This window comes from Enterococcus sp. DIV0175 (assembly GCF_050529075.1).
GTDB lineage: Bacteria > Bacillota > Bacilli > Lactobacillales > Enterococcaceae > Enterococcus_B > Enterococcus_B thailandicus.
The window spans coordinates 1,648,039-1,669,203 of record NZ_CP172880.1; the positions used below are offsets into that span (position 1 = coordinate 1,648,039).

Consider the following 21,165-nt stretch of genomic DNA (forward strand, 5'->3'; position numbering starts at 1 on the left):
GCGGTTAGCTCCGATAAGATAGCGCGCAAGCACTCAAAATAGCTTTTCATATTTTGAAGTGAATGCAAGCTATCTTGAGGAGTTGCTTTGAGAACACCGTGGATAAGGTTGTGATTCAAAACGTTCCCCTTCAACAATATAATACGCAATCATAAAAAATAAATTTTTCTATTTTGAAGTGATTGAAAATTATATCGAGGGATTGCTTTGGGAACGTCACAAATAATCTTCCAACATAAAACATTCAGCTCCGAAAAAACAATCAAAAATATTTGTTTTGTTGGCAAACCTATTTCTCATAAACTTTCTTTACACTTAATCTCAAAGTTTTACCGTTTTCTCCACAAAAAAAGCCTAGGACATCAACTGCCCTAGGCTCTAACTTTTTTAATAAATTGAACCCATTAATTTCTTAATTGGTTCTTTGATTGTGAATAATAAAATCCCACCGATGATTGCAACGACTCCGATAATCCCAAAATATGCTGATTCAGTTGCCGGTGTATAAAAACGAGCGATTTGCGCGTTAATTGCTTGTGATGAAGCATCTGCTAAGAACCAGATAGCAATTGTTTGTGATTCAAACGCGCGTGGTGCTAGCTTAGTTGTTACAGATAGACCAACTGGTGATAAACATAATTCTGCAATTACAATGATGAAGAAGCTACCAACCAACCACATTGGACTTACTTTTCCAGCTGTTCCATATAATAAACCTGGTAACATCAATAACAAGTAAGAAAGCCCAGCAAATAACAACCCAAGTGCAAATTTTACAACAGTTGATGGTTGTTTTTGTCCAAGTTTCGTCCATAAAGTAACGAAGACAGGTGTTAGAACAAAAATAAAAATTGGATTTAATGATTGGAACCAGCTTGCTTGGATCGTTACACCAAATAAAGTTGATTGTGTTCGTTCGCTAGCAAATAACGCAAGAATCGATGAACCTTGCTCTTGTAATGACCAGAAAATAATTGCTGCTAAAAACAAGGGAATATATGCTAATACTCGTGGTTTTTCTTCTGCAGAAACATCTTTTGACGTTAACATTTTTACAAAATAGAACACAGGTAGAACAATTCCAAGTATGCTAATCGAATTAACAAAGAAATCAATAGAAAGATGACCAGTTAATTGTGCACCACCAAAAATAGCAATGATGACAACAATCGCAATAATAAAGTTACGAATAAAACCTTTACGTTCTTCTGGTGTTAATGGGTTTGGAGCTTTTGTTCCAACACCATCTAATGTTTTGCGGCCTTGGATGATGTATTGTAGTAGACCGAAGAACATCCCAAATGCTGCTAACGAGAAACCTAAATGATAGTTATATTCTTGACCTAAAGTCCCAACAATCAGTGGTGCTAATAATGCCCCCAAGTTAACACCCATATAAAAGATTGAGAAACCTGCATCACGACGTAAATCTGTTTTTGAATAAAGATGTCCCACCATTCCGGACACATTTGGTTTCAATAAAGCTGTCCCCATAATAATCAATGCCATTGAAATAAATAAAGCACCTACTCCAAATGGTGTCGCTAAAACAATGTGACCAAACATGATGAATACTCCACCAAAAAATACTGTTCGTTTTGCTCCAAGTAAACGGTCGGAAATCCAACCACCAACAATGCTTGACATAAATACAAGTGAACCATAAATCGACATGATTGCTAAGGCCGTTGTACGTGGTAATCCAAGACCACCATTGGAAACTGCGTCATACATATAATAAAGAAGTAATGCACGCATTCCATAATAACTGAATCGTTCCCACATCTCTGTGAAGAACAATGTTGATAACCCCTTCGGCTGACCAAAGAAGCCTTTATCTTGTTGATTTTCCATAATCTATACCCCAATTCTTTAAATTTTCAGAAAATAATAAACATATTACCTGAAAAATTTAACTGAAAAACTTATCTAAGAAATATATACTTCTTTTCTATAAAAATAAGTAAAATTCAATGACAAAATAATAAGAATAAAAAAACACACATTTAATAATTATATAGTTCCTCTCGATAAACTTACTAAAAAAAGTCGTTAAAGCAGTTAAGTAACCGCTATCACTCTTTTTGCTTTCTCATTTACTTTTTCCTAAAAAAAAATTTCCATTTTTTTGAGCTTTTCTATTTACTTACTTTTTGTAAGATGATATACTTCATTTTGTATTCAATTACAAAAAGTAAGTAAAAAAACAACATTCAAAGGGAGACTATACTATGACTACATTTACAAACACTTTAAAAAATCGCCGTTCTATCTATCACTTAGGACGTAACGTTTCATTATCAAACACAGAATTAGAAGCACTTATTAAAGAAGCTATCAAAGAAAGCCCAACTGCTTTCAACGCACAATCAACACGCGCTGTTATTCTTTTCGGTGACGCTCACGAAAAATTATGGGAAATCACAGAAGAAGCACTTCGCCCATTAACACCTGCTGAAGCTTTTCCTAATACACAACAAAAATTAGCTGGCTTCAAAAATGGTTACGGAACTGTTTTATTCTTCAAAGACACTGATATCGTTAAAGGATTGCAAGAACAATTTGAACTTTATGCAGACAACTTCCCAGATTGGTCAGAACAATCAAATGGTATTGCAACAGCAAATACTTGGGTTTCATTAGTCGAACAAGGACTTGGCGCAAACTTACAACATTACAATCCAGTAATTGATGAAGCAGTTGCAAAAGAATGGAATATTCCTGCAAACTGGAAACTACGTTCTCAATTAGTTTTTGGTTCTGTTGAATCACCTGCTGGCGAAAAAGAATACATGAACGATGAAGATCGTTTCCGCGTATTTAGCTAATTACAAGATTATAAAAAAGGAACACGTCTAGGATTAATCTAAACGTGTTCCTTTTTAGTTTAAAGTAAACATTTTGATAGAAAATAAAATCTGCTTCGTAATAAAAAATGGTTTCATTCATTCTTTTTGCTGCGATGTTTTCAAAAGAACTTCTCGAAATAACTCACACCTGGTCAAAAATATAAAAAGCTATTTTCGCCAGTTGCTCATTATTTTTTCGAAGCTAACCGCTTTGTGACACAACCTTGTCCTCACTCTTCATCAATCATAATATCAATCTGAGCATCATCATTTAATCGTTGCGCTAAAAATGGCACCAGCTCCTCTAAAGAAGCGGAAAATTTTAACATCGGTCCACGCCAGCCCTTACGGAAAAAGTTCATTTTCACTTCATTTGAGCCTTGGGGTTGATATAAAACGATTCGATTGATTTCAGAAAAAGGAACGCCCCGTTTATCAAAGCTATTTAAAACCAAGCCTTCTTCCGTTATCCCACGACTATCCATTAAAAAACTGATGAATATCATTGCGGATAAAACGGCTTTCGCCAAGTCATCCACCGTTGGCTGACTAATGATCGTAAACCAGATAACTAAGACCACAAGAAACGGAACCACCAAGTAAACCCAACGATTTCGTACTGCTTTATAAACAATTTCTCTACGAACGAACCATAGAAATAAAAACATGACAAAAACAAATGCAAACAATAACAAAGTAAAGGTTGTTATCATCGTACATCACCCCTCTTCTCTCATCTCAAGAAAACTTTTCTCTTTATTAAGTCAAGTATATAGAACTTTTTCAAAAACAGCAAAAAGGACACGCAGCAACACTTTTTCATGTTTGAACTACTTGTCCTTTTTATTTTTTATTCAAATGTATCATATTTTGCAACAACCATGCTGGACTTCTCTTCCAATAATTCTTGGTCTTCGTCAGCACATTGAGCAACTTTGACTACGGCACAATTCGTCATTTTTGATACAACTTCTCCAACAACTGGTTGTGTGAATCCAATTGGCTTACAAGAATACTTTTCTCCTAGATTTATCATTTCTTCCGTCATCAAAATCCTCCTACACTGCTGCCCCATTTTCTTTCCTGAAGTAATTTATTCAGGCAGAATGTTCGTTGTCATTACCAATTGATTCTTGTTAATAACTTTTTTGAACAAACCATATTGGCATTATAGCCTACTGGTTTCGTTTTCACAAATAAAACCTCTTTTAAACACGAAAGTTTCGTATAAAATTCATAAAAAAGAACGGAATTATTCATTTTTTCTTCCCCTCATTTTTTAAGTTGAAATAGTTGAAAAAATGATTACTAGCTGTTAATTTTTTTATGTAAACTTCTCCATCAGGAATTAACGTAAAAGTATTTCACATTCACAAAAAAAGCATTATAATAGCAAGAATGTAAGATGTTCCCTTTCGGAATAATTGGAGGTCCTTATGAAAAAGAAAGTTGCAAAAAAATTAAGTGGAATTGTTAGCGTTAGTCTGCTTGCTGCTGGCTCAATCTATTGGTTAACAACGCCCAACTCAAACGAAACTGCACAACAAAAACAAGAAGACCAAAAGCCTCCAGCTAAAAAGAAATCCAATGAAGCGAATGAAATGATTTTAGATGTTCCACTTGCTAACCAATTTGACGAACCAGCTCTAGAAAATGGCTGTGAAGTAACTGCCCTTTCTATGTTGTTAAATTACTATGGTTTTGAAACGACCAAAAACCTGTTAGCAAACGAACTTACTTATGTCCCTGTGTTTAATGAAGATGGTACACATGGTGATCCAAATGAAGGATTTGTTGGTGATATTTCTGGTGGAGACTGGGCAATGGGTGTCTATGTCGCACCAATCGCTGCACTCGCACAAAAAGTAGTACACACTAGCTACCATGCACAAGCAAAAAAAGAAGCCTCACTTGTTGATATCAAAGAAGCCTTGAATGAAGAAAAACCGGTTTGGACCATCGTCACCATTGAGTTTGAGGTCCCTGATGAAACTGACTTTATGACTTGGACTACCCAAAATGGTGAAGTTTCTGTCACTCCCCTAGTTCACGCTTGTGTCGTAACTGGCTATGACAAGGAAATGATTTACGTGAACGACCCTTATGGCGAAAAAAATCGAGCAGTTCCAATCGATAATTTCACTGAAATTTTTGAAGCAATGGGTGGACAAATGTTAACCTTGGAAAAAAGTAACTAGCGTTCTTTCAAAGAATGACATATACTTTAGACAAGAAGATTCTTATTTGAAGGAGGAGGCATCATCATGGAAAGATTCAATCAAAAAAAACCGAATCCAAATGAAATTCCAATCATTTTTGTACGTGATGATTCTGGCAATGTTCAGGGAAAAGTTTCCGTCAACGAATGGACAAACCGCCACCGTCCTTCCTCTTTAAACCAATTAGAAATCAAATTATATCGTCAAGCTTTAGCGTATTACGCCGAGCAAGATTTGGAAAAAGCGATTGATATCCTAAAATTTTTGATTTTACAAACCGAATATACTCACTTTGAATATGTTGAGCGTTTAGCAAATATCTATCACTTGAAAAATGAACTACAACTTGAATTAAAACTTCTCTCGTCAACTATTTCCGTTGCTGAAGTTACAGGTCTACCTTCTGGTCTGGTTAGAAAAATCGAACGTCGAATCGAGCGAATCAAAAAAAACAAATAACAGGCAAGATAAATTAGTTGCGTTTTTATAAATAAGTGCTAACATAAACTTGCATTGAGTCATTGGGATGTAGCCAAACTGGTAAGGCACTTGACTCTGAATCAAGCAATTGCAGGTTCGAACCCTACCATCCCAATTTGGGTTCACGTTTTCTTATCATTTCAAAAAGGAGTTGCGACAATCGTCACAACTCCTTTTTTTATTCTGCTTTTATCTTGATTATCCAATAAGTGCTAATGCCTTTTCAGGAACTTCGTTTTTGTCGACTTCTTCGTACGTTTCGACATGTGCGCCTTTATTCGTTAATTTCAAATAACGCTCTTCCTTTAATACACCAATCCCATTAAACTCAACTGTCCGTTTTTTTCCATTTTTGTCTACCGCTTCCTGGATATAAGTTGCTGTTCCGTAACTATTGACAGCTTCCGGCTTTTTCGTTTTTACATAAACTTCTCCTTCTGTTACCAAAGGATTTAGTTGGTCCATTATACCAGCAAATTCACTGTGTTGATTTGCTGTATACATTTTTAATCCAAACAAACTTAACCCGCCAATCAGAATAATTCCTACAAAAAATTTAACTACTTTCATTTTCCTACCTCCTATGATGTTGCACTTATTATAACTAGAAACAGAAGGTAGAAACCTCCGACCAGGGAATGAGTTTTCCCTCATACTTTAGCAATGCAATCAAATTTCATAACAACTATTATTCAAAAAACACTCGTTATCTGGTAAACTATGAATGTAAAAGTAATCTGAACATGAGCGTAATAGCATTTTATATTGTTATTCGTTACTTTTTAATAACTTTTAATAACTATAAAGGATGGGGTAAAAATGAATAAAGATGAACTAATCGCAAAAGTAAAAGAAATGGTTAATGAAGGAAACTTGGACGAAGCAAAACAATTTGTCGAAGATCATAAAGATGAGCTTGGTAGCTATGTTGAGCAAGCAAAACACCTTTTGAAAGATATTGATGTTGATGGAATCACTGATAAAATCAAGAGTCTGTTTAAATAAAGCTTGTGGCTCCAAGCGTTAAGCTTCAAGGAATAAGGAATCCTTTCTAAAAATAACTTCTCATATTGTTATGAAACAGAGACTTCTTACCGAGGAAACCACCATGGAAATAACACAAATAATGTTATCAAAAATTGTAACACATAACACTCAGCTACAACTAACTATCCGTAAACATGGGTTGAGACAAAAGTAGCCTAAATAGAAAAACGCCTAAAATTCGTTTTTGAAAACGTTGATTTTAGGCGTTTTTTAAATTGAAAATGTGTTAAGAACGACTGGTTTTTAGTTTTTGCCCAGTCTATTTATTATGCTAGTGTTTTTCTGAGTAACTTTCTTTTGTTGTTAAACTAATAACAGTTAAATAACCACATCAGGTTTTCTTACCCTCTTCTGGATCTTGCTTTTCTAAACAGTTATCTACAAGCTAGCTGGTTTAGCTATCCTAATGATGCTTATTTTGGGAAACGGTAATTTTTTCAAATTTTCCTGCAATAGGTTTATTTCTTCAAACAAGACGGCTAAATAATTTTTATTTTGCTATCACTTTTGATTCATTGGGCTTATTTTTCCCTAGTCAACGCTCTTAATCTAGCTTTTTGTCAAAAACTAATATAAACGTGTTGGATCATAGTGATAGGTAACGTTTCCGTTCAAGGATGCTTTTCCAACCACATATTTGCGGTCTTCCAACTTTAACCAAGCTTCCCGGAAGGTCATTACCTCATCATGCTTGACCTCGATTTTTTCGATTTTTCCAGCAATCAATGCTTGGATTTGTTCATCATATGGATTCATTTTTTCTTCCTCCATTGTTAATACGTAGTAAAAACTGGTTCATAGATTTTTTTCGTATCCAAATCTTTTCTAACTTTTACTGTTGTGTAGATGATTTTTTCAACCGGAATACTATAAAATTCTTCTTCGCCATTATTAAAACGGTGAACCTCTTTTTTGCTTAAAATACCATTGATTTTATTCGTCAACACCCGCTTTTCTACACTGTTGCTGACAACATAATAAATCACTCGAATATTGTTCACTAAATGTAAGTCAATCTCTAATATCACATGGTCCATGAAAATTTTCATCCTCTCTTTCAGGTCTGATTATATCAGGAATTTGTGAGACAATCAAAATCAATCAGCAGATTAATTGCGTACTTATCACAAATGTGCTTGCACCAATCAACTTAACATGTTATTTTGTAACATGGACTTATTTTAATATAGGAGGCGCCCCATGCTGATCTTGGGTCAATTATTCTTTTATATACCTTTTTTTATTATGGCTTTGATTACATTCTATTATATTCACTGGACGAGAAAAAAAGTTTCCGTTTTAATTGCTTCTCTCCCTAGTGCTTATTTCACTTATCAAATTTTTACTATTCGTCATTGGGAGACTTCCTCTTTGCTAACCAAGTATGTCTTTGGGCTTACGATTTCAGTTATTTTGCTGATTGTGTGGTTATTCATCTTATATAATAAACAAAACTAACGTTATCTCTTTCAAAACTCACATTTGTTATGCGTTCGTTTGAAACTCTTCAACCAGCTAATTCTTCTTAGCTGGTTTTTGTACACAAAAAACATGAGTTGCATTATTTCCTACAACCCATGTTTTCAACTTTCTTCTATACTATAGAAGAAAAAAGATTTACTCATTTAAATCTTCCCTTTTTTGTAAAAATTCTTCTAGATCATCCAGAGCTTGTTGTGTATGCACGAAATCTTGACTGTAAAGCGATGCTAGTCGCTCAGGCAAAATAAACCATGATGGATGATAGCCGTTTGTTGTCACAGGAAACCCTTTATCTAGCCGATTATCCCCATCCCATCGAACAGCAATCGTCTTCTTCTCTTTCCATTTTACAAATGCTGTCGAGTAGCCTTTCTTGGTCTTCGTGCCATCCTCAATAATTGACAACACTTTGATTTTTTCTTTAGGAGCCGATACATCTTGTGGTTGAACCATTTTATACACCAACTTTCCTTATTTTACTACTAAAACATTACATGGGGCATGTGTCACTATATATGAAGTTGTCGAACCGACTAATGCTTGCTGAATTGCTCCTTTACCCGTTGCCCCCATCACAATCAAATCAATTTGTTCCTTATTAGGAATATCGACTCCAATCAACTCACGCGGATCACCAGTCTCAACGACGGCATGGATCGAATCAATACCATATTCCTTTGCATCATTGATTTTTTTCAACATTTCCAATTCAATTGCTTCTTTTTCCTCTGCATAAATTTTTGAAAATGCGTAAGCACTATGGGTTAATTCAACTTCATTAATAATCGAAACAATATATAAACTTGCATGATTTTGTTTGGCAATTGCCATTGCTTCAGAAAAAGCTTTTTCTGATTGTTTTGATCCATCAACAGCAACCAAGATGTTTTGATAACTGATAGTCATTGAAACCGCCTCCCTTTTCTTTTATTGTATCATCACCTACTTAAATTCAAAAATATATGCACTATTTCTTCAAAAATTCCTTTAAATACGAAATTTTTTTTGCTTTTACGCGCAAAAAACAGAACATACTTTCTCATTTTTCACCCTTAAAAATCATTGATGTGATTACTTTATGTGCTTTTTTTCATTTTACCCACATTTTTTGATAATATTTTTGTTACAAAAAACCTGATTCTGTTACAAAGTGTCATCAATCTTTTACCTATGAAATCTTTTCACATGATAAAGTATGTCCATGTTGAAAAACACTTAACAAAAACTTTTATGATTCGAAGGAGAATATATATTATATGAAATCACTTAAAACTGTACTATTAGGAACAACTCTGGCTGCCGGCGCTGCATTATTTATGGGAACAACAACACACGCAGACGAAGCGTACACTGTTCAATCAGGCGATTCATTATCAACTATTTCACAAAAATATGTTGGCGATAACTCCTTGATTAACCATATTGCTCAATCTAATTCAATTTCAGATATCAATCTGATTTTTGCAGGTCAAACATTAACTATTCCAACCTCAGAGCAAGGCTCAACAACAGATGTTGCACCTCAAACAGAAGCAGTTCAAGCTGAACCTGTTCAACAAGAAACAACGCAAGAAGTTGCTCAAGCACCTGTTCAAGAAACAGTTCAAGCAACTCCAGCAGTTGAAACAACAGAAGCAGTAGCTACTACTTCTAACTCTGCAAAAGAATGGATCGCACAAAGAGAATCAAGCGGTTCTTATACAGCAACTAACGGTCGCTACATCGGTCGTTACCAATTAGATTCATCATACTTGAACGGTGACTACTCAGCTGCCAATCAAGAACGTGTAGCAGACGCTTATGTTTCTTCACGTTATGGTTCTTGGGAAGCTGCTCAATCATTCTGGTTAGCAAACGGTTGGTACTAAAATTCAATTTAATTAGTAATTAAAAAAGGTCTGGAAGAATTCTTCCAGACCTTTTTTCAATTCACTTTAGATAAACTATTTCAACCAAACTTAATCCATTTTACGGACAAAGAATGAAACGATTAGCACTAAGATCACTGCACCAACAATTGACGGAATGATTGCCATTCCTGCCAAACTTGGTCCCCAGCTTCCTAGTAGCCATTGTCCCAATGCAGAACCAACTAAACCTGCAGCAATATTTGCAATAATTCCCATTGAAGAACCTTTCTTCGTAATTGCACCTGCCACAGCTCCGATGATACCACCAACAATTAATGACCAAATAAAGCCCATGTCACTCACTCCTTTTCAAATTTTACAAGTTTAAATTATTTTATTATTCCACACGAGGTTCAGTGTTTTCTTTCACACGTTGCGTTCCTTTGTCGACAGCTTTTTTCGCTTTAGAGGTTTGTTTTGAAGCAAACTCACCAGTTGATTTTGCTGCGTCCGTTACTTTATCTTGAACTGTTTCACTTTCTTTTGCGTATTCTTCGCGTGTTTTGATGTCAACGACGTTCACATTAACTTCAATCACATCTAAGTGAGTCATATTTTTCACTTCACGACCAATTAACTCTTTCATTTGTTCGTAGATACCTTCAATGTCCTTGCCGTATTCAACAACAACATCCATATCAACAGCTACTTGTTTTTTACCAACTTCTGTGTCGATTCCTGCTGTTACATTATCTGTACTCACTAATTTTTCAGCAATATTGGAGAAAAATCCGCCATCCACAGTTAGCAAGCCATCCACATCTTCTAAAGCAATTCCAATAATTTTTTGAATCACTTTGTCTTCAAAAGTTAGTTCTCCATTCATTTGATCAATCCCCTTTGTATTTTTTTGTTCTGTTGCAGGTTTGAATTCGTTGTGTGCCATTATCCATTCCTCCTAAAATTTAAAATAATCATCTAAAAGATGTGTTTCTTTAAGATAAAAACCAATTGCGATACCGATTGCGGTTAAAATCAAAATGAGCAAGGTTTTAAAAAATCCTACAGTTAACCACAAAATCGCTAAAATGAGCCCAAGACCCCCAAAGATAATAGGGAGCTTGTATGTTGAAAAGAATTGATTCATTTTTTGCCCTCCTACTCTACTCGAGAGTGCTTGTTTTCTTTTGTTGCTTTTTGAAATTGCTGATAAGTGACTATCACTTGAACAGGTTCATTTACCCCTAACAATCGTTTGACTTCTGCTTCGATCTCCTTCATCAACTGGTCTGTTTGCCCAATTAGCGAAGAAGTTCGCTTCAATTCACCCTTCACTTTGATTTTGATTCGATTTTTTGTTGCACGAACCACAATTCTAGGGGAATGAATAAATTCTTCTGCCTGTAATTTCGTTCGAACTAATCCTTCAATCGCTTTTTTATCGACAGCTAAAGTTCCATGTTCTCGCTTCAAGACAAAGGTTGTCTTGGTTTTTGGATAAAAAAGGATGAATAGAATAAATATGGCAACAAGAATACTAAATACAATGGCAATCCAAAAGATATATTGTTGAAAGTAAAAATTAGTAACAATAAAGTATCGAACATTCTCTAAGAAAGTTGGCAACTGATACAGTGAATAAATCAATGCAACCGTCAACGAGATTGAAAGGATAACCAAACTTCCGATGATTCCAATCACTTTAACCCCTTTATTCATTTTCCACCTCCTAAAATTTTTTAAACAATGGCAATTTGCCAATTATTTACTAAATAAAATCTAGCCATTCAGCGAATATAACAACATTTTTATGGCAATTCACTCACAATCAAAGCGTTCTCTTTTTATGTTTTTCTAATTTATCTTAATTCCAGACTATTACTTTCGATTTTTTTTTGCAAAAGTTATGCTTACTTATTAAAAAACAAATAGACAAACTAAAAAAACCGTTCATTTCTAAAATGAACGGTTAGTTGAATCGTTTTTCAATCGTTTTTCTTAGTGACCTTTATAACTTAAATAATAAAATCCTGAAACAAAAACGCCACCACCAAGAATGTTTCCTACGTACACTAACAAGAAATTTCTAAAGAATTCTCCCCAACTTAATGAGCCTTCAAAAATGGCCGCAGGAATAACAAATGCATTTGCCACACTATGCTGAAAACCAATCGCAACGAAGATCATCACGGGAAACCAAATACCTAAAATTTTTCCAGCAGCATCTTTCGCACCATAGCATAACCATAAAGCAAGTCCAACAAACCAGTTACAACCAATACCAGAAATGACTGCTTGTTCCCACGAAACATTGACCTTATGTTCTGCTAATGATAGCACTTGATCTAAATACACGCCACTATGCGTTAAACCCAACACATGTCCGAAAGCATAAGCAACAAAAAAAGCACCCAATAAGTTTGCTAATGTAATCGTTAACCAGTTTAGTAAAAGTTCTTTAAAAGAAACTTTCTTTGCCATCCATGCTGTGCTCACAGCCATCATGTTCCCAGTAATCAATTCTCCCCCGGCCAACAAGATCACAATTAATCCAATTGGGAAAACAGATGCGCCAACTAACGCCTGAACACTGGCTAAATCTGCTGGAATCGAAGCCGATACTCGAATATATGCTAGATAACCTAAAGAAATCATCGCGCCTCCAATGAAGCCTAAAATCCATTTGGCTATCCATGTTTTTTCAATTTTTTTCTGACCATTCTCAATGCTGATTGCTAAAATTTCACTTGGTGAATACACAAAAATCGCTCCTTTAAACTTTTCTTCTCCTTTTTACTACTTTACAGTTAAATCAACCGTTTTCAATAGTTTTGTACATTTTTTCACTAATTCCTCATTTCTATAACTCTTCCATCATTTTTCAAAAAAAAACTGGGACTAAAAGCTGTCCCAGTTACCTAATTATCCATTTTAACAAGTAATTTGATTCTCCAAAATCTTTTCATTAGGATTTATTTAGTTGATTTAAATCTCAACCGCATGTTAGAAGATGATTTCGATACATCCGTTTGTTTATTAACAGAACCTTCAAATGAAACTTGTTTGATTTCTTGAGCATCTAAAGTTAGCAATAGATGTGCTCGGTTGATTTCTTGATTATTTTCGTAAAGAGTCACAGGTTGTCCATCAGCAACAATTTTCAGTAATAAATTCTTGTCTTTTAGTTCTGTATCTGGTGTAAATTGCTCAACAGATACTTCGACAGGTACAGTTGAATTGTTTTCCATTTTGTAAACAGGTGAGATGATTTTTTCTTCGTCTGAACCAAAATTCATTTTTGTTGGTATTGTTAGGTTGATTTCCGAAGTATCAATTTCGTTAACAATTCCCCCAGGAACCTCGATTGAAGCTTCTGGAATATCTTGCTCGACTGAACTTTCATTTGTTGCTTTTCCTGTTACTTTAACTACTGGATTTTGATTCAACGCAGCATCTGTCACTTTTACTTTTACTTGATAAGTAAACGTTTTACCAGGTGCTAGCTCATCAATACTCACATTTTGTTCACTTCGTGTCACGACTTCCAATCCATCTGGTAACTCAATTGAAAGATTTCCTGACTTAAGTGACGCAACGGAGCTATTATTCGTTAGCGTGTAAACATAAAGTAATTCATCGCCAACATTGGTTTCTTCCTCACTTCTTGACAGGTTTTCAACAGTTAGATCTGCAGCCAGCGTTAACTTCGGTGCTTTGACGATAAATGGTACCGTGTGGCTATATGCAAATGTTTTTCCGCTCTTCAACGTTTCGACAACGCTGATTACAGCCATACTTCCACCAAGTTTAGAGGTGTCTGGATACATTTCGAATTCTTTCACTGACAGTTCATTATAGTTTTCTGTCGAAAGAAATTCATTGATTCGTTGATCCAGCTCTGCTTCTGTCGTCCCTTGTTCAATTTCTTGCACTTGTGGTTTCAACCAATTAACGTGTAATAAAGAATAACCATTTGGTGTCAATTCATAGAAAGCCTCCGTCTGTCCTTCAGCTTCTTTCACTAACACTTCATTTCGACTCGTATATGTTTCTGAACCACTTAATTGCCAAGTTGGACTATCTTTCTTAGTACCCGATGCGGTTATCACATCCCCATACTCGATTGTTGCTGATTTAATCAAACCATTCCAAGTGGTTGCTAACTGATCCGGCGTTTGATAAACCGTACTTGTTTGTAGTGAAACGAGCACATTCGTCATTGAGCCACGATAAACATTCAATAGCGGACGCAATGTCAATTCATTTTTTGCCGTTCCTGGTGTTGCAACTAGCTTGGGCATTCCCTCATCGTCCAACAAGCTAAGTGTTACTAACGGATCAGTCCCCATTACGATACTATTGCTATACAATACTTTGTAATTAATCACGACATCAACTGATTGATTGAAGTTTTGGCTGGTTACGCGAACCGTTGCTTGATGCTGGCCAACAGTTGTCCCGCTAATTGGTTCACCAACCCATTCAAAAGTCAGCTTTTCTTCGGCTTCTGGCGTAGAATCAACTGTGACATACTCTTTGGCACTTGTTGATAAGGTCGTTCCTAACGGAATATCAGCGAGTTGTTTGGCAGAAACATTTAAGTCGCTTAGTACGTTAAAGGTCACTTCATATTCATAAGTATGAGTGATGCCTTCGATTGTTTCTTCTACCAACACTTTTCCTACTGCCTTCCCCGCTTTTGAACGATCTGGATACTGAGTCATTTTAGTTACTTTTAGTCCATTTCCAGTCATTCCAAGAAAATCAATCAGTTCATTCTTCTTCTGATCCAGCTCTTCATTCGTTGTGCTCATTAAAATCGTTGATTCTTTGGCTTCTAATTGATTTAAGCGATAAGGAACAAAGCCATTGGCGGTAACCAAGAAATAAACAATATCTTCATTTTTACCTGAATACTGAATCTCTTTTTCATCTTTCGTATAGAAGTTACGCCATTGTTCTTTATGCCAAATTTTGACGACATCACCTAGTTGAACAGATTGTTGCCCATTTGTTCCAAAATCGTTAACGATTTTATCTGTAGTTAAATTCCCAGTGTTTTCTTTATAGTAAGTCCCTGTCAAATCAGTAAGTTTACCATCCCCTCGTAGGAGCGTCATGGAGTAATAACTAGGGAATATACTGTGAATGCCGTCGACTCGATATTTTTTATCCATCCCAAAGCTCGATTGAATAGAGTAAGAGTTTCCTTTTTTGCGTAGTGTATAAGCTCCCGCCGTTTGGTCAGTCCGTCCGCGAATTTGAATCGTACTTCCCCAAGCTACTTTGATTGGAACATAAACGGTTGTTTCTGCCTTGTTACTTTTTCGTGTTACTTTAACTTCGATTTTTCCGGTTACTTTCATATTGTCAACATCCGGTGCACTCATCACTTGCGTCGTGTAATCTGATGCAGCTAAAACTGTTCCATCACTTAAACGAACATTAGTAACCATTTTTGAAGCGTCAGTTAGTTCATCTGCTTGTGTTCCTAATTCGACAGTTTGTTCAACCACATCTGCCCAGATTTGTCGATCATCTGTTACATTAAAGGTCACTTCATATTCGTAGTTTAGCTTGACTCCGCCAATGGTTTCCTCGACTAAAACTTTCCCTGTCGATTTTCCTGGCTTCGATCTGTCTGGGTATTGCGTAAGCTTCGTTACTTTCAGTCCATTTCCATTCATTCCAAGAAAATCAAGCAAATCGTCTTTTTTCTGATCCAGCTCTTGATTGGTTGTGCTCATTACAATCGTTGACTCTTTGACTTCTAATTGATTTAAGCGATAAGGAACAAAACCATCAGCCGTGATTGCGAAATACGTGCTGTCCTCATCTTTATTTGAATACTTTATTTCCGTTTCATCTTTCGTATAGAAGTTTCGCCATTGTTCTTTATGCCAAATCTGTACGATATCACCTAATTGAACAAATTGTTTACCATTCGTACCGAAAGTGTCGACCATCGTTTTCGCAGTAACATTTCCATTTGTCCCTTTGTAGTAGGTATTTGTCAATTGATCAATTCTTCCTGATCCTCTTAACAAATTAATCGAGTGATAAGGTGTGCCAATATAGTTACTATGCACACCGTTCCCACTGTAAGAATCACTTTGACCATAATTAGAGCGGATGTAGTAAGAACTACCTATTTGGTGTAAGGTATACGCTCCTGCAGTTTGGTCATTTTTCCCACGTAACTGAATCGTACTTCCCCAAGCTACTTTGATTGGAACATAAACGGTTGTTTCTGCCTTGTTACTTTTTCGTGTTACTTTAACTTCGATTTTTTCGGCTACTTTCATATTGTCAACATCTGGTGCACTCATCACTTGCGTCGTATAATCAGATGAATTTAAAACAGTCCCGTCATCCAAACGAACATTGGTAACCATTTTTGAAGCGTCAGCTAGTTCATCTGCTTGTGTTCCCAAAGTAACGGTTTGTTCAACCACATCTGCCCGGATTTGTCGGTCATCCGTAACTTTGAAAGGCACCTCGTATTCATAAGTATATGTGTGCCCGTCAATCGTTTCTTCTACCAATACTTTTCCTTTTGCCGTTCCCGCTTTGGACCGGTCAGGATACTCAGCGATCTTAGAAACTTTCAAGCCATTCCCATTCATTCCAAGAAAGTCAATCAAATCACCTGCTTGTTTATCTAACTCAGCATCGGTGGTCCCCATTGTGATTGTGGTTTCTTTTGGTTTCAACTGATTCAAACGATACGGGATAAAACCATCCGCAGTTACTGCAAAATAGACGCTTCCTTCATCCATATCAGAATACTTCACATTACTTCCATTTCTAGTATAGGAGTTTCGCCACTGTTCTTTATGCCATATTTGGACGACATCTCCCAGTTGAATATACTGCTGTGCGTTCGTTCCAAAGCTACTGACTACTTCATTCGTTGTGATTTCACCATTGAATCCTTTATAGTATGTGCTACTTAATTGATCGATTCTTCCGGTTCCTCTTAGTAACGTGATTGACTGATAGGTCATTCCTTTACGATACTCATGGATACCGTTACTTCTATAATTTTTGTTTTCTCCATAGCTGGAACGAATACGATACGTATTTCCTATTTTATGAAGGGTATATGCACCACTTGTCCCATTATCATACCCTCGAAGTTGAATGGTATTTCCCCAAGTCATTTTAACAGGTACCTGTACATAAGTAGTGACGCCACTTGATTTACGTGTAATTTTCACACCAATTTTGTCCGTGACCGTCATATTATCGAAGCTAGGAACTGAGTTGACTTCCGCTGTGTAGTCGGAAGCATTGATTGCTGTTCCGTCTTCTAAACGTACGTTAGTAATCATTTTTGAAACAGCGGGGATTTCACCTGACCAGGTTCCAAGTTCGATCGTTTGTTCCACCACGTCTGCCCAGATTTGTCGGTCATCATTGATGTTGAAACTTGCTGAAGCCGAATCTAATGGAATATTATCCATCGGGAGTGCCCAATAAAACAGACTTCCATCATAAATCGATATTGTACGCCCTTCAGCATCATGACGTGTATTGATTGTTACAGAACAGTCACCTGAAAAATTACCTGCTTTGACTCGCTTCATTCGATAATTTATCTTTGTGCCAGTTGAACCCGTCTTTTCAAGTTGAACATAGTTAGAAAAGTTACTGGATAAATTAACTTTAAATTGAGATAGGTCAGAGAAATAGTCTCCTATAAAATTGATCTGCCCTGTATATTGTTCACTCGCTTTACTTTCAACTGTAAAATTTACAGTATCATTCACGTTTTTTCCCAGCTTACTGTAATTGGATTTCAATGCGTCAGACAGGTTACTTGCTATTTTCCGGACAGATACTTTTCTCCACTCATCATAGAGCCAAGAATATTTACTAGGCATATCTACACTCTCAAGGTTACAAACCAATCCTGAAATACCTCGACTAACGGTACCTTTCTCAAAATAATTAACTTTGTTCCAAACATACCCCCCACCAGTCCAGTTTATATATTCATCCGCTCTTAGCTCTCCATGATATTTCAAGCTTATAGAAGGAACAGTAATATTTGAACCAGGTTTCGTTCGCTTTATCACAAGATAAAAATGATTGAAAGTTTGACCATTCGTTGTTGATGTGGCGGCTGATCCAGTGAAGGTAATACCGTCACCTCCGACAAATGACACACCGTCAAAATATATACTTGTCGCATAGTCCCATTTATATATACCACTAGTTGCAGATGTTACAGGTGCATTCTCAACTGGAAGATTAAATTCAATGGTTGATGTAGCTCCGACATAATTTCCAAGTTTGGGTGCTGTTTTCACTCTGGCGCTTATTTCTCCAATCCAATATGTAGCTGCTTTATCATAAGCTACCTTAGCACCAGGGTTATCATCAACATTTCCCGCCTGTGGTTGGATACTCGTTTTCGATGTCTGTGACGCAACTTCCTCTTTTGTTGAACTTTCAGCCACCGTTTGCTCAGTGGATGTTTGTGTTTTTGATGAAACTTCATTTTCTTCTTGTTGGGAACTATTTTGTGTTTGAGTTTGACTTGTTTCGGTTGTTTTTCCAGATTGTATTTGATTCACACTAGTTTCAGTTGATGTCGTCTTTTCTTGCTTTTCAGTTGATTGAAGCGTTTCACTTTCTTCTTGTGCCCATACAACCTGATTACTAATACTCACTAAATGAGTAATTTCTGAAAGTAGCAGTGCTACTAACATCAGCCAAATGATCATCTTTTGTCTATTTTTCATTTTTGTTTCATCCTTTTTTGTTCAGCCCTTCTCCACCGTCCTTCATACATAGCAGTGCCCCCTTTACTAGCTAACATATAGTACACCGTCGATCGTTGATTGATTGATTTCCTTTTCGTCATCATAGATCGTATAAACAATCGTTACTTCATGACTACCCTTTGACAAATCTTTTGCTAGCTTGGCTTCCATTAATTGGCGATTTGCAGGTATCAGTCCAGATTTGTAAACCTGTTCATTTCCTTCTTTCAGCAAATATGCCACTTGGATGCTGTAAGCATTCGTCGGTTTGTTCTTCACCGCGATCTGAGCAACATTCGTTTCTTTTGAAACTGCGATCTCATGTTTCAGGTTGATATTAAAATTGTCTTTGTCGACTTCTGTTTGCATGAACTTTAGCATTTCTTCATCTGTCATTTTTTCTAAATTTTGTTCAACGTCTGGCAACCCGCTGATAACTTTCGGCGTTTCTCTGAAAAAGTAAAATGAAAAAAATGATCCTAATGCAACAAGCAACAACAGTAATAAAATCAATAATCGTCTTGTTTTCTTCTTATTTTCTTTTGCTCTTTGTTCCACCATCTTTTGATATCCCCCTATGTCAAAACCCAGAAAAGGAGAAAGATTAGTCAATCTCCCTCCTTTACTTTAAAGCTCTTTATTTGCTTATTTTACTGCTGTAAAGTGTAGAGACATGTCATATGTAGGTCTCAATGCTGCATCAGTATCACCCGTTGGGAATGCACTTTGATCAATGTTTCCTGTGAATTCAAAATTTTTCGTTGATGTTTTAGGAACAGTTACCAACTTTGTTCTTGCATTAAGCATTTGACCTGCTTTGGTTTGTAAAGCAACTGCTGCTTCACCTGTCGCCACAACTGATAAATCTTGTTTCACATCAATTGCATTTTTTGAACTAAATTTTTCAACAGAAACTTTTACATCATTTGATGTTGAGTTATTTGTTAACTTATAGGTTGGTGAAATAATTGTTGATGTAGGTTTTCCAGCATCATCTACGCTATTCGCATATAAAACAGTTGTTGGAATTGTGACGTCAATGACTGTTGGATCTTCCGGATCAGTTGGATCTGGAGATTCTGGATTTGATGAATCCCATGCACCAATCCAACCATTAACAGCTACATTTCCAGATTCTTGACCTTTGATCGTTTGTCCACCAGCTTCATTGGGATCTGTTTCTCCTGCTTCCCAGGCACTTGCCGTAATTGGAGCCAAAACAACCCCACCTAAAATTAATGTACTAACTAGTAATTTCTTTACCATTTTTGTATCTCCCCTATTTTATATTTTTAAAACAAAGCTATTTCTTACTAAAACAGCCACTACAAAATCAATTTTAGATAAAGTAAAAAATAACAATTTTTATCTTTTACTTACACGAGGGTTACCTAAAACGGTTTATGCAATGTCCATTTCAGAAAAATAGCATCATTTTCAAACATAACGCTTTGTTCCAAATAAATTTTCGTTTTTTGCGTAGTACGCCTTGGAACATAAATTATATTAGCAAACGAACACAAACCATTTCCAATCAGATTTTACCTAGGTATCGGAACGATATGTCCTTTGCAGAATCTCTACCTCTTGCTTAATCACCAACACGTCATCTCAAACAAGGAACTCACCGCGCTTTCTATTTTCTAAATAAAAAACAACAATGCGCGGACAAATAATAACTTTTTTCTTCCATAAAATATACATTTACAAAACTAATAAAGCCCAATGAAGCTTTATTGAAAGCAAAAAAAATATATTCATTGAACAAGAAATAATCAGTCACTTTCCACTAAAGTCGTTGCTTGTCTTTTGATTTCATTAAATAAACGTGTTAAATTAAGCACAAGGAGATGTTTCTATGTCTGAAAGCAAGTTCGTAATCATGATGAACCAGTTGAGTGTAGCTTACTCAGATGAAAAAGTGGCGCAAATGCCTAAAATCAAAGAGATGATTTTTAATGCAGCGCAAGAGTTAGAAAAAACTGAAAATACAAAGTTAGTTGCTACAAAGCTTTGCCATGCAATCACGCTAAGTTATCTTGAAACTAAACAACCATTTCCAGAAGCAGTCATAAACTTGTATTATCAATTAAAACATGACGCAGAAATCTACCAAGGGATTGCCATGAGTACCATGCTCCTTCCTCTATGGTTTTAATCAAAAAGACTGCAACAAAATGAAGTGACCTCCAAAAGTCAGTTTTCTGATCGAACTTTTGGAGGTTTTTTTGTATGAGAAAATGCAGTTTTGAATTGAAATTTGAAATTGTTCATGACTATTTATCTAGTCAAAGAAACACCTGAAGCAAGCCATCCTATCAAAGAATTAGAAAACAAGTTTGTTTGCTTCAGATTGAGAATGCCTTTTAAAAGAATGAAAGAAGCTGTGAAAACTAGAAAGCCCAACACAGACGAAAGAATCAGTCATACGAATGATCATCGGCCTCCGAAAGTCATTCAAATTAGT

Annotated in this window: 23 protein-coding genes and 1 tRNA gene; 8 read left to right on the top strand and 16 right to left on the bottom strand. The window is 36.0% G+C overall.

Translation table 11 applies throughout. The features are described from left to right. Window positions 1–387: 387 nt before the first annotated feature. A complete protein-coding gene (locus tag IGJ76_RS07700; RefSeq protein ID WP_270607528.1) occupies window positions 388–1,854 on the bottom strand; it encodes a peptide MFS transporter in 1,467 nt (488 codons plus the stop codon). A gap of 377 nt (window positions 1,855–2,231) precedes the next feature. On the opposite strand from IGJ76_RS07700, the gene IGJ76_RS07705 reads away from it, so the two are divergent. Continuing rightward, a complete protein-coding gene (locus IGJ76_RS07705) occupies window positions 2,232–2,828 on the top strand; it encodes a nitroreductase family protein (protein WP_067482395.1) in 597 nt (198 codons plus the stop codon). Between the two features lie 251 nt (window positions 2,829–3,079). Here IGJ76_RS07705 and IGJ76_RS07710 read toward each other — a convergent pair whose 3' ends face one another. Together IGJ76_RS07710 and IGJ76_RS07715 are read right to left on the bottom strand one after the other, a co-directional pair. Beyond that, window positions 3,080–3,562: a hypothetical protein gene (locus tag IGJ76_RS07710; RefSeq protein ID WP_067482396.1), complete on the bottom strand. Its 483-nt coding sequence runs from the start codon at window positions 3,560–3,562 to the stop codon at window positions 3,080–3,082. A 137-nt stretch (window positions 3,563–3,699) separates the two neighbouring features. Then, complete coding sequence (locus IGJ76_RS07715) at window positions 3,700–3,897, bottom strand: hypothetical protein (RefSeq protein WP_067482398.1); 198 nt, start codon at window positions 3,895–3,897, stop codon at window positions 3,700–3,702. A 388-nt stretch (window positions 3,898–4,285) separates the two neighbouring features. Here IGJ76_RS07715 and IGJ76_RS07720 point away from each other — a divergent pair, with 388 nt between their 5' ends. From IGJ76_RS07720 to IGJ76_RS07730, 3 genes are all read left to right on the top strand, one after another. After that, window positions 4,286–5,047: a C39 family peptidase gene (locus tag IGJ76_RS07720; RefSeq protein ID WP_430596535.1), complete on the top strand. Its 762-nt coding sequence runs from the start codon at window positions 4,286–4,288 to the stop codon at window positions 5,045–5,047. A gap of 66 nt (window positions 5,048–5,113) precedes the next feature. Further along, complete coding sequence (locus IGJ76_RS07725) at window positions 5,114–5,527, top strand: hypothetical protein (protein WP_067482402.1); 414 nt, start codon at window positions 5,114–5,116, stop codon at window positions 5,525–5,527. 63 nt (window positions 5,528–5,590) lie between these two features. Beyond that, a tRNA-Gln gene (locus IGJ76_RS07730) sits at window positions 5,591–5,663 on the top strand. An 83-nt stretch (window positions 5,664–5,746) separates the two neighbouring features. On the opposite strand, the gene IGJ76_RS07735 is transcribed toward IGJ76_RS07730, so the two are convergent. Then, window positions 5,747–6,118 (bottom strand): YxeA family protein, encoded by a 372-nt coding sequence (locus tag IGJ76_RS07735; protein WP_430596536.1) that lies wholly within the window; start codon window positions 6,116–6,118, stop codon window positions 5,747–5,749. A gap of 249 nt (window positions 6,119–6,367) precedes the next feature. Between IGJ76_RS07735 and IGJ76_RS07740 the strand changes: the two genes are divergently transcribed. After that, the gene (locus IGJ76_RS07740) at window positions 6,368–6,553 is read left to right on the top strand and encodes a hypothetical protein (protein WP_071868999.1); all 186 of its coding nucleotides are present in this window, start codon (window positions 6,368–6,370) and stop codon (window positions 6,551–6,553) included. A gap of 609 nt (window positions 6,554–7,162) precedes the next feature. On the opposite strand, the gene IGJ76_RS07745 is transcribed toward IGJ76_RS07740, so the two are convergent. Then, window positions 7,163–7,351 carry a hypothetical protein gene (locus IGJ76_RS07745; RefSeq protein ID WP_067482407.1) on the bottom strand — a complete coding sequence of 63 codons (189 nt, stop codon included), beginning with the start codon at window positions 7,349–7,351 and terminating at the stop codon, window positions 7,163–7,165. Window positions 7,352–7,368: 17 nt separating this feature from the next. Next, window positions 7,369–7,632: a hypothetical protein gene (locus IGJ76_RS07750; RefSeq protein ID WP_067482409.1), complete on the bottom strand. Its 264-nt coding sequence runs from the start codon at window positions 7,630–7,632 to the stop codon at window positions 7,369–7,371. Between the two features lie 163 nt (window positions 7,633–7,795). Here IGJ76_RS07750 and IGJ76_RS07755 point away from each other — a divergent pair, with 163 nt between their 5' ends. Continuing rightward, window positions 7,796–8,053, top strand: coding sequence for a glucose uptake protein (locus IGJ76_RS07755; protein ID WP_430596537.1), 258 nt, complete (start codon window positions 7,796–7,798; stop codon window positions 8,051–8,053). A gap of 159 nt (window positions 8,054–8,212) precedes the next feature. Here IGJ76_RS07755 and IGJ76_RS07760 read toward each other — a convergent pair whose 3' ends face one another. Then, the gene (locus IGJ76_RS07760; protein WP_067482413.1) at window positions 8,213–8,530 is read right to left on the bottom strand and encodes a hypothetical protein; all 318 of its coding nucleotides are present in this window, start codon (window positions 8,528–8,530) and stop codon (window positions 8,213–8,215) included. Window positions 8,531–8,548: 18 nt separating this feature from the next. Then, window positions 8,549–8,983 carry a universal stress protein gene (locus IGJ76_RS07765; RefSeq protein WP_067482415.1) on the bottom strand — a complete coding sequence of 145 codons (435 nt, stop codon included), beginning with the start codon at window positions 8,981–8,983 and terminating at the stop codon, window positions 8,549–8,551. 350 nt (window positions 8,984–9,333) lie between these two features. On the opposite strand from IGJ76_RS07765, the gene IGJ76_RS07770 reads away from it, so the two are divergent. Then, window positions 9,334–9,945 carry a LysM peptidoglycan-binding domain-containing protein gene (locus tag IGJ76_RS07770; protein WP_071869456.1) on the top strand — a complete coding sequence of 204 codons (612 nt, stop codon included), beginning with the start codon at window positions 9,334–9,336 and terminating at the stop codon, window positions 9,943–9,945. A 90-nt stretch (window positions 9,946–10,035) separates the two neighbouring features. On the opposite strand, the gene IGJ76_RS07775 is transcribed toward IGJ76_RS07770, so the two are convergent. From IGJ76_RS07775 to IGJ76_RS07810, 8 genes are all read right to left on the bottom strand, one after another. Next, a complete protein-coding gene (locus IGJ76_RS07775) occupies window positions 10,036–10,281 on the bottom strand; it encodes a GlsB/YeaQ/YmgE family stress response membrane protein (RefSeq protein WP_067481318.1) in 246 nt (81 codons plus the stop codon). Window positions 10,282–10,324: 43 nt separating this feature from the next. Next, entirely contained in the window at window positions 10,325–10,873 is a 549-nt protein-coding gene (locus IGJ76_RS07780) for an Asp23/Gls24 family envelope stress response protein (RefSeq protein WP_082294077.1), read from the bottom strand. Between the two features lie 12 nt (window positions 10,874–10,885). Then, on the bottom strand, window positions 10,886–11,074 hold the full coding sequence (locus IGJ76_RS07785; protein ID WP_075492220.1) for a DUF2273 domain-containing protein: 189 nt from the start codon (window positions 11,072–11,074) through the stop codon (window positions 10,886–10,888). 11 nt (window positions 11,075–11,085) lie between these two features. Further along, complete coding sequence (gene amaP / locus IGJ76_RS07790) at window positions 11,086–11,646, bottom strand: alkaline shock response membrane anchor protein AmaP (RefSeq protein WP_430596538.1); 561 nt, start codon at window positions 11,644–11,646, stop codon at window positions 11,086–11,088. Between the two features lie 279 nt (window positions 11,647–11,925). Continuing rightward, complete coding sequence (locus IGJ76_RS07795; protein WP_067481312.1) at window positions 11,926–12,687, bottom strand: formate/nitrite transporter family protein; 762 nt, start codon at window positions 12,685–12,687, stop codon at window positions 11,926–11,928. A gap of 212 nt (window positions 12,688–12,899) precedes the next feature. Further along, complete coding sequence (locus tag IGJ76_RS07800; protein WP_430596539.1) at window positions 12,900–18,677, bottom strand: hypothetical protein; 5,778 nt, start codon at window positions 18,675–18,677, stop codon at window positions 12,900–12,902. 66 nt (window positions 18,678–18,743) lie between these two features. Further along, window positions 18,744–19,259 (bottom strand): hypothetical protein, encoded by a 516-nt coding sequence (locus IGJ76_RS07805; protein ID WP_071869441.1) that lies wholly within the window; start codon window positions 19,257–19,259, stop codon window positions 18,744–18,746. A gap of 84 nt (window positions 19,260–19,343) precedes the next feature. Continuing rightward, complete coding sequence (locus IGJ76_RS07810) at window positions 19,344–19,964, bottom strand: hypothetical protein (RefSeq protein WP_086270882.1); 621 nt, start codon at window positions 19,962–19,964, stop codon at window positions 19,344–19,346. 592 nt (window positions 19,965–20,556) lie between these two features. Between IGJ76_RS07810 and IGJ76_RS07815 the strand changes: the two genes are divergently transcribed. Then, entirely contained in the window at window positions 20,557–20,856 is a 300-nt protein-coding gene (locus IGJ76_RS07815; protein ID WP_075492224.1) for a bacteriocin immunity protein, read from the top strand. Window positions 20,857–21,165: the final 309 nt, after the last annotated feature.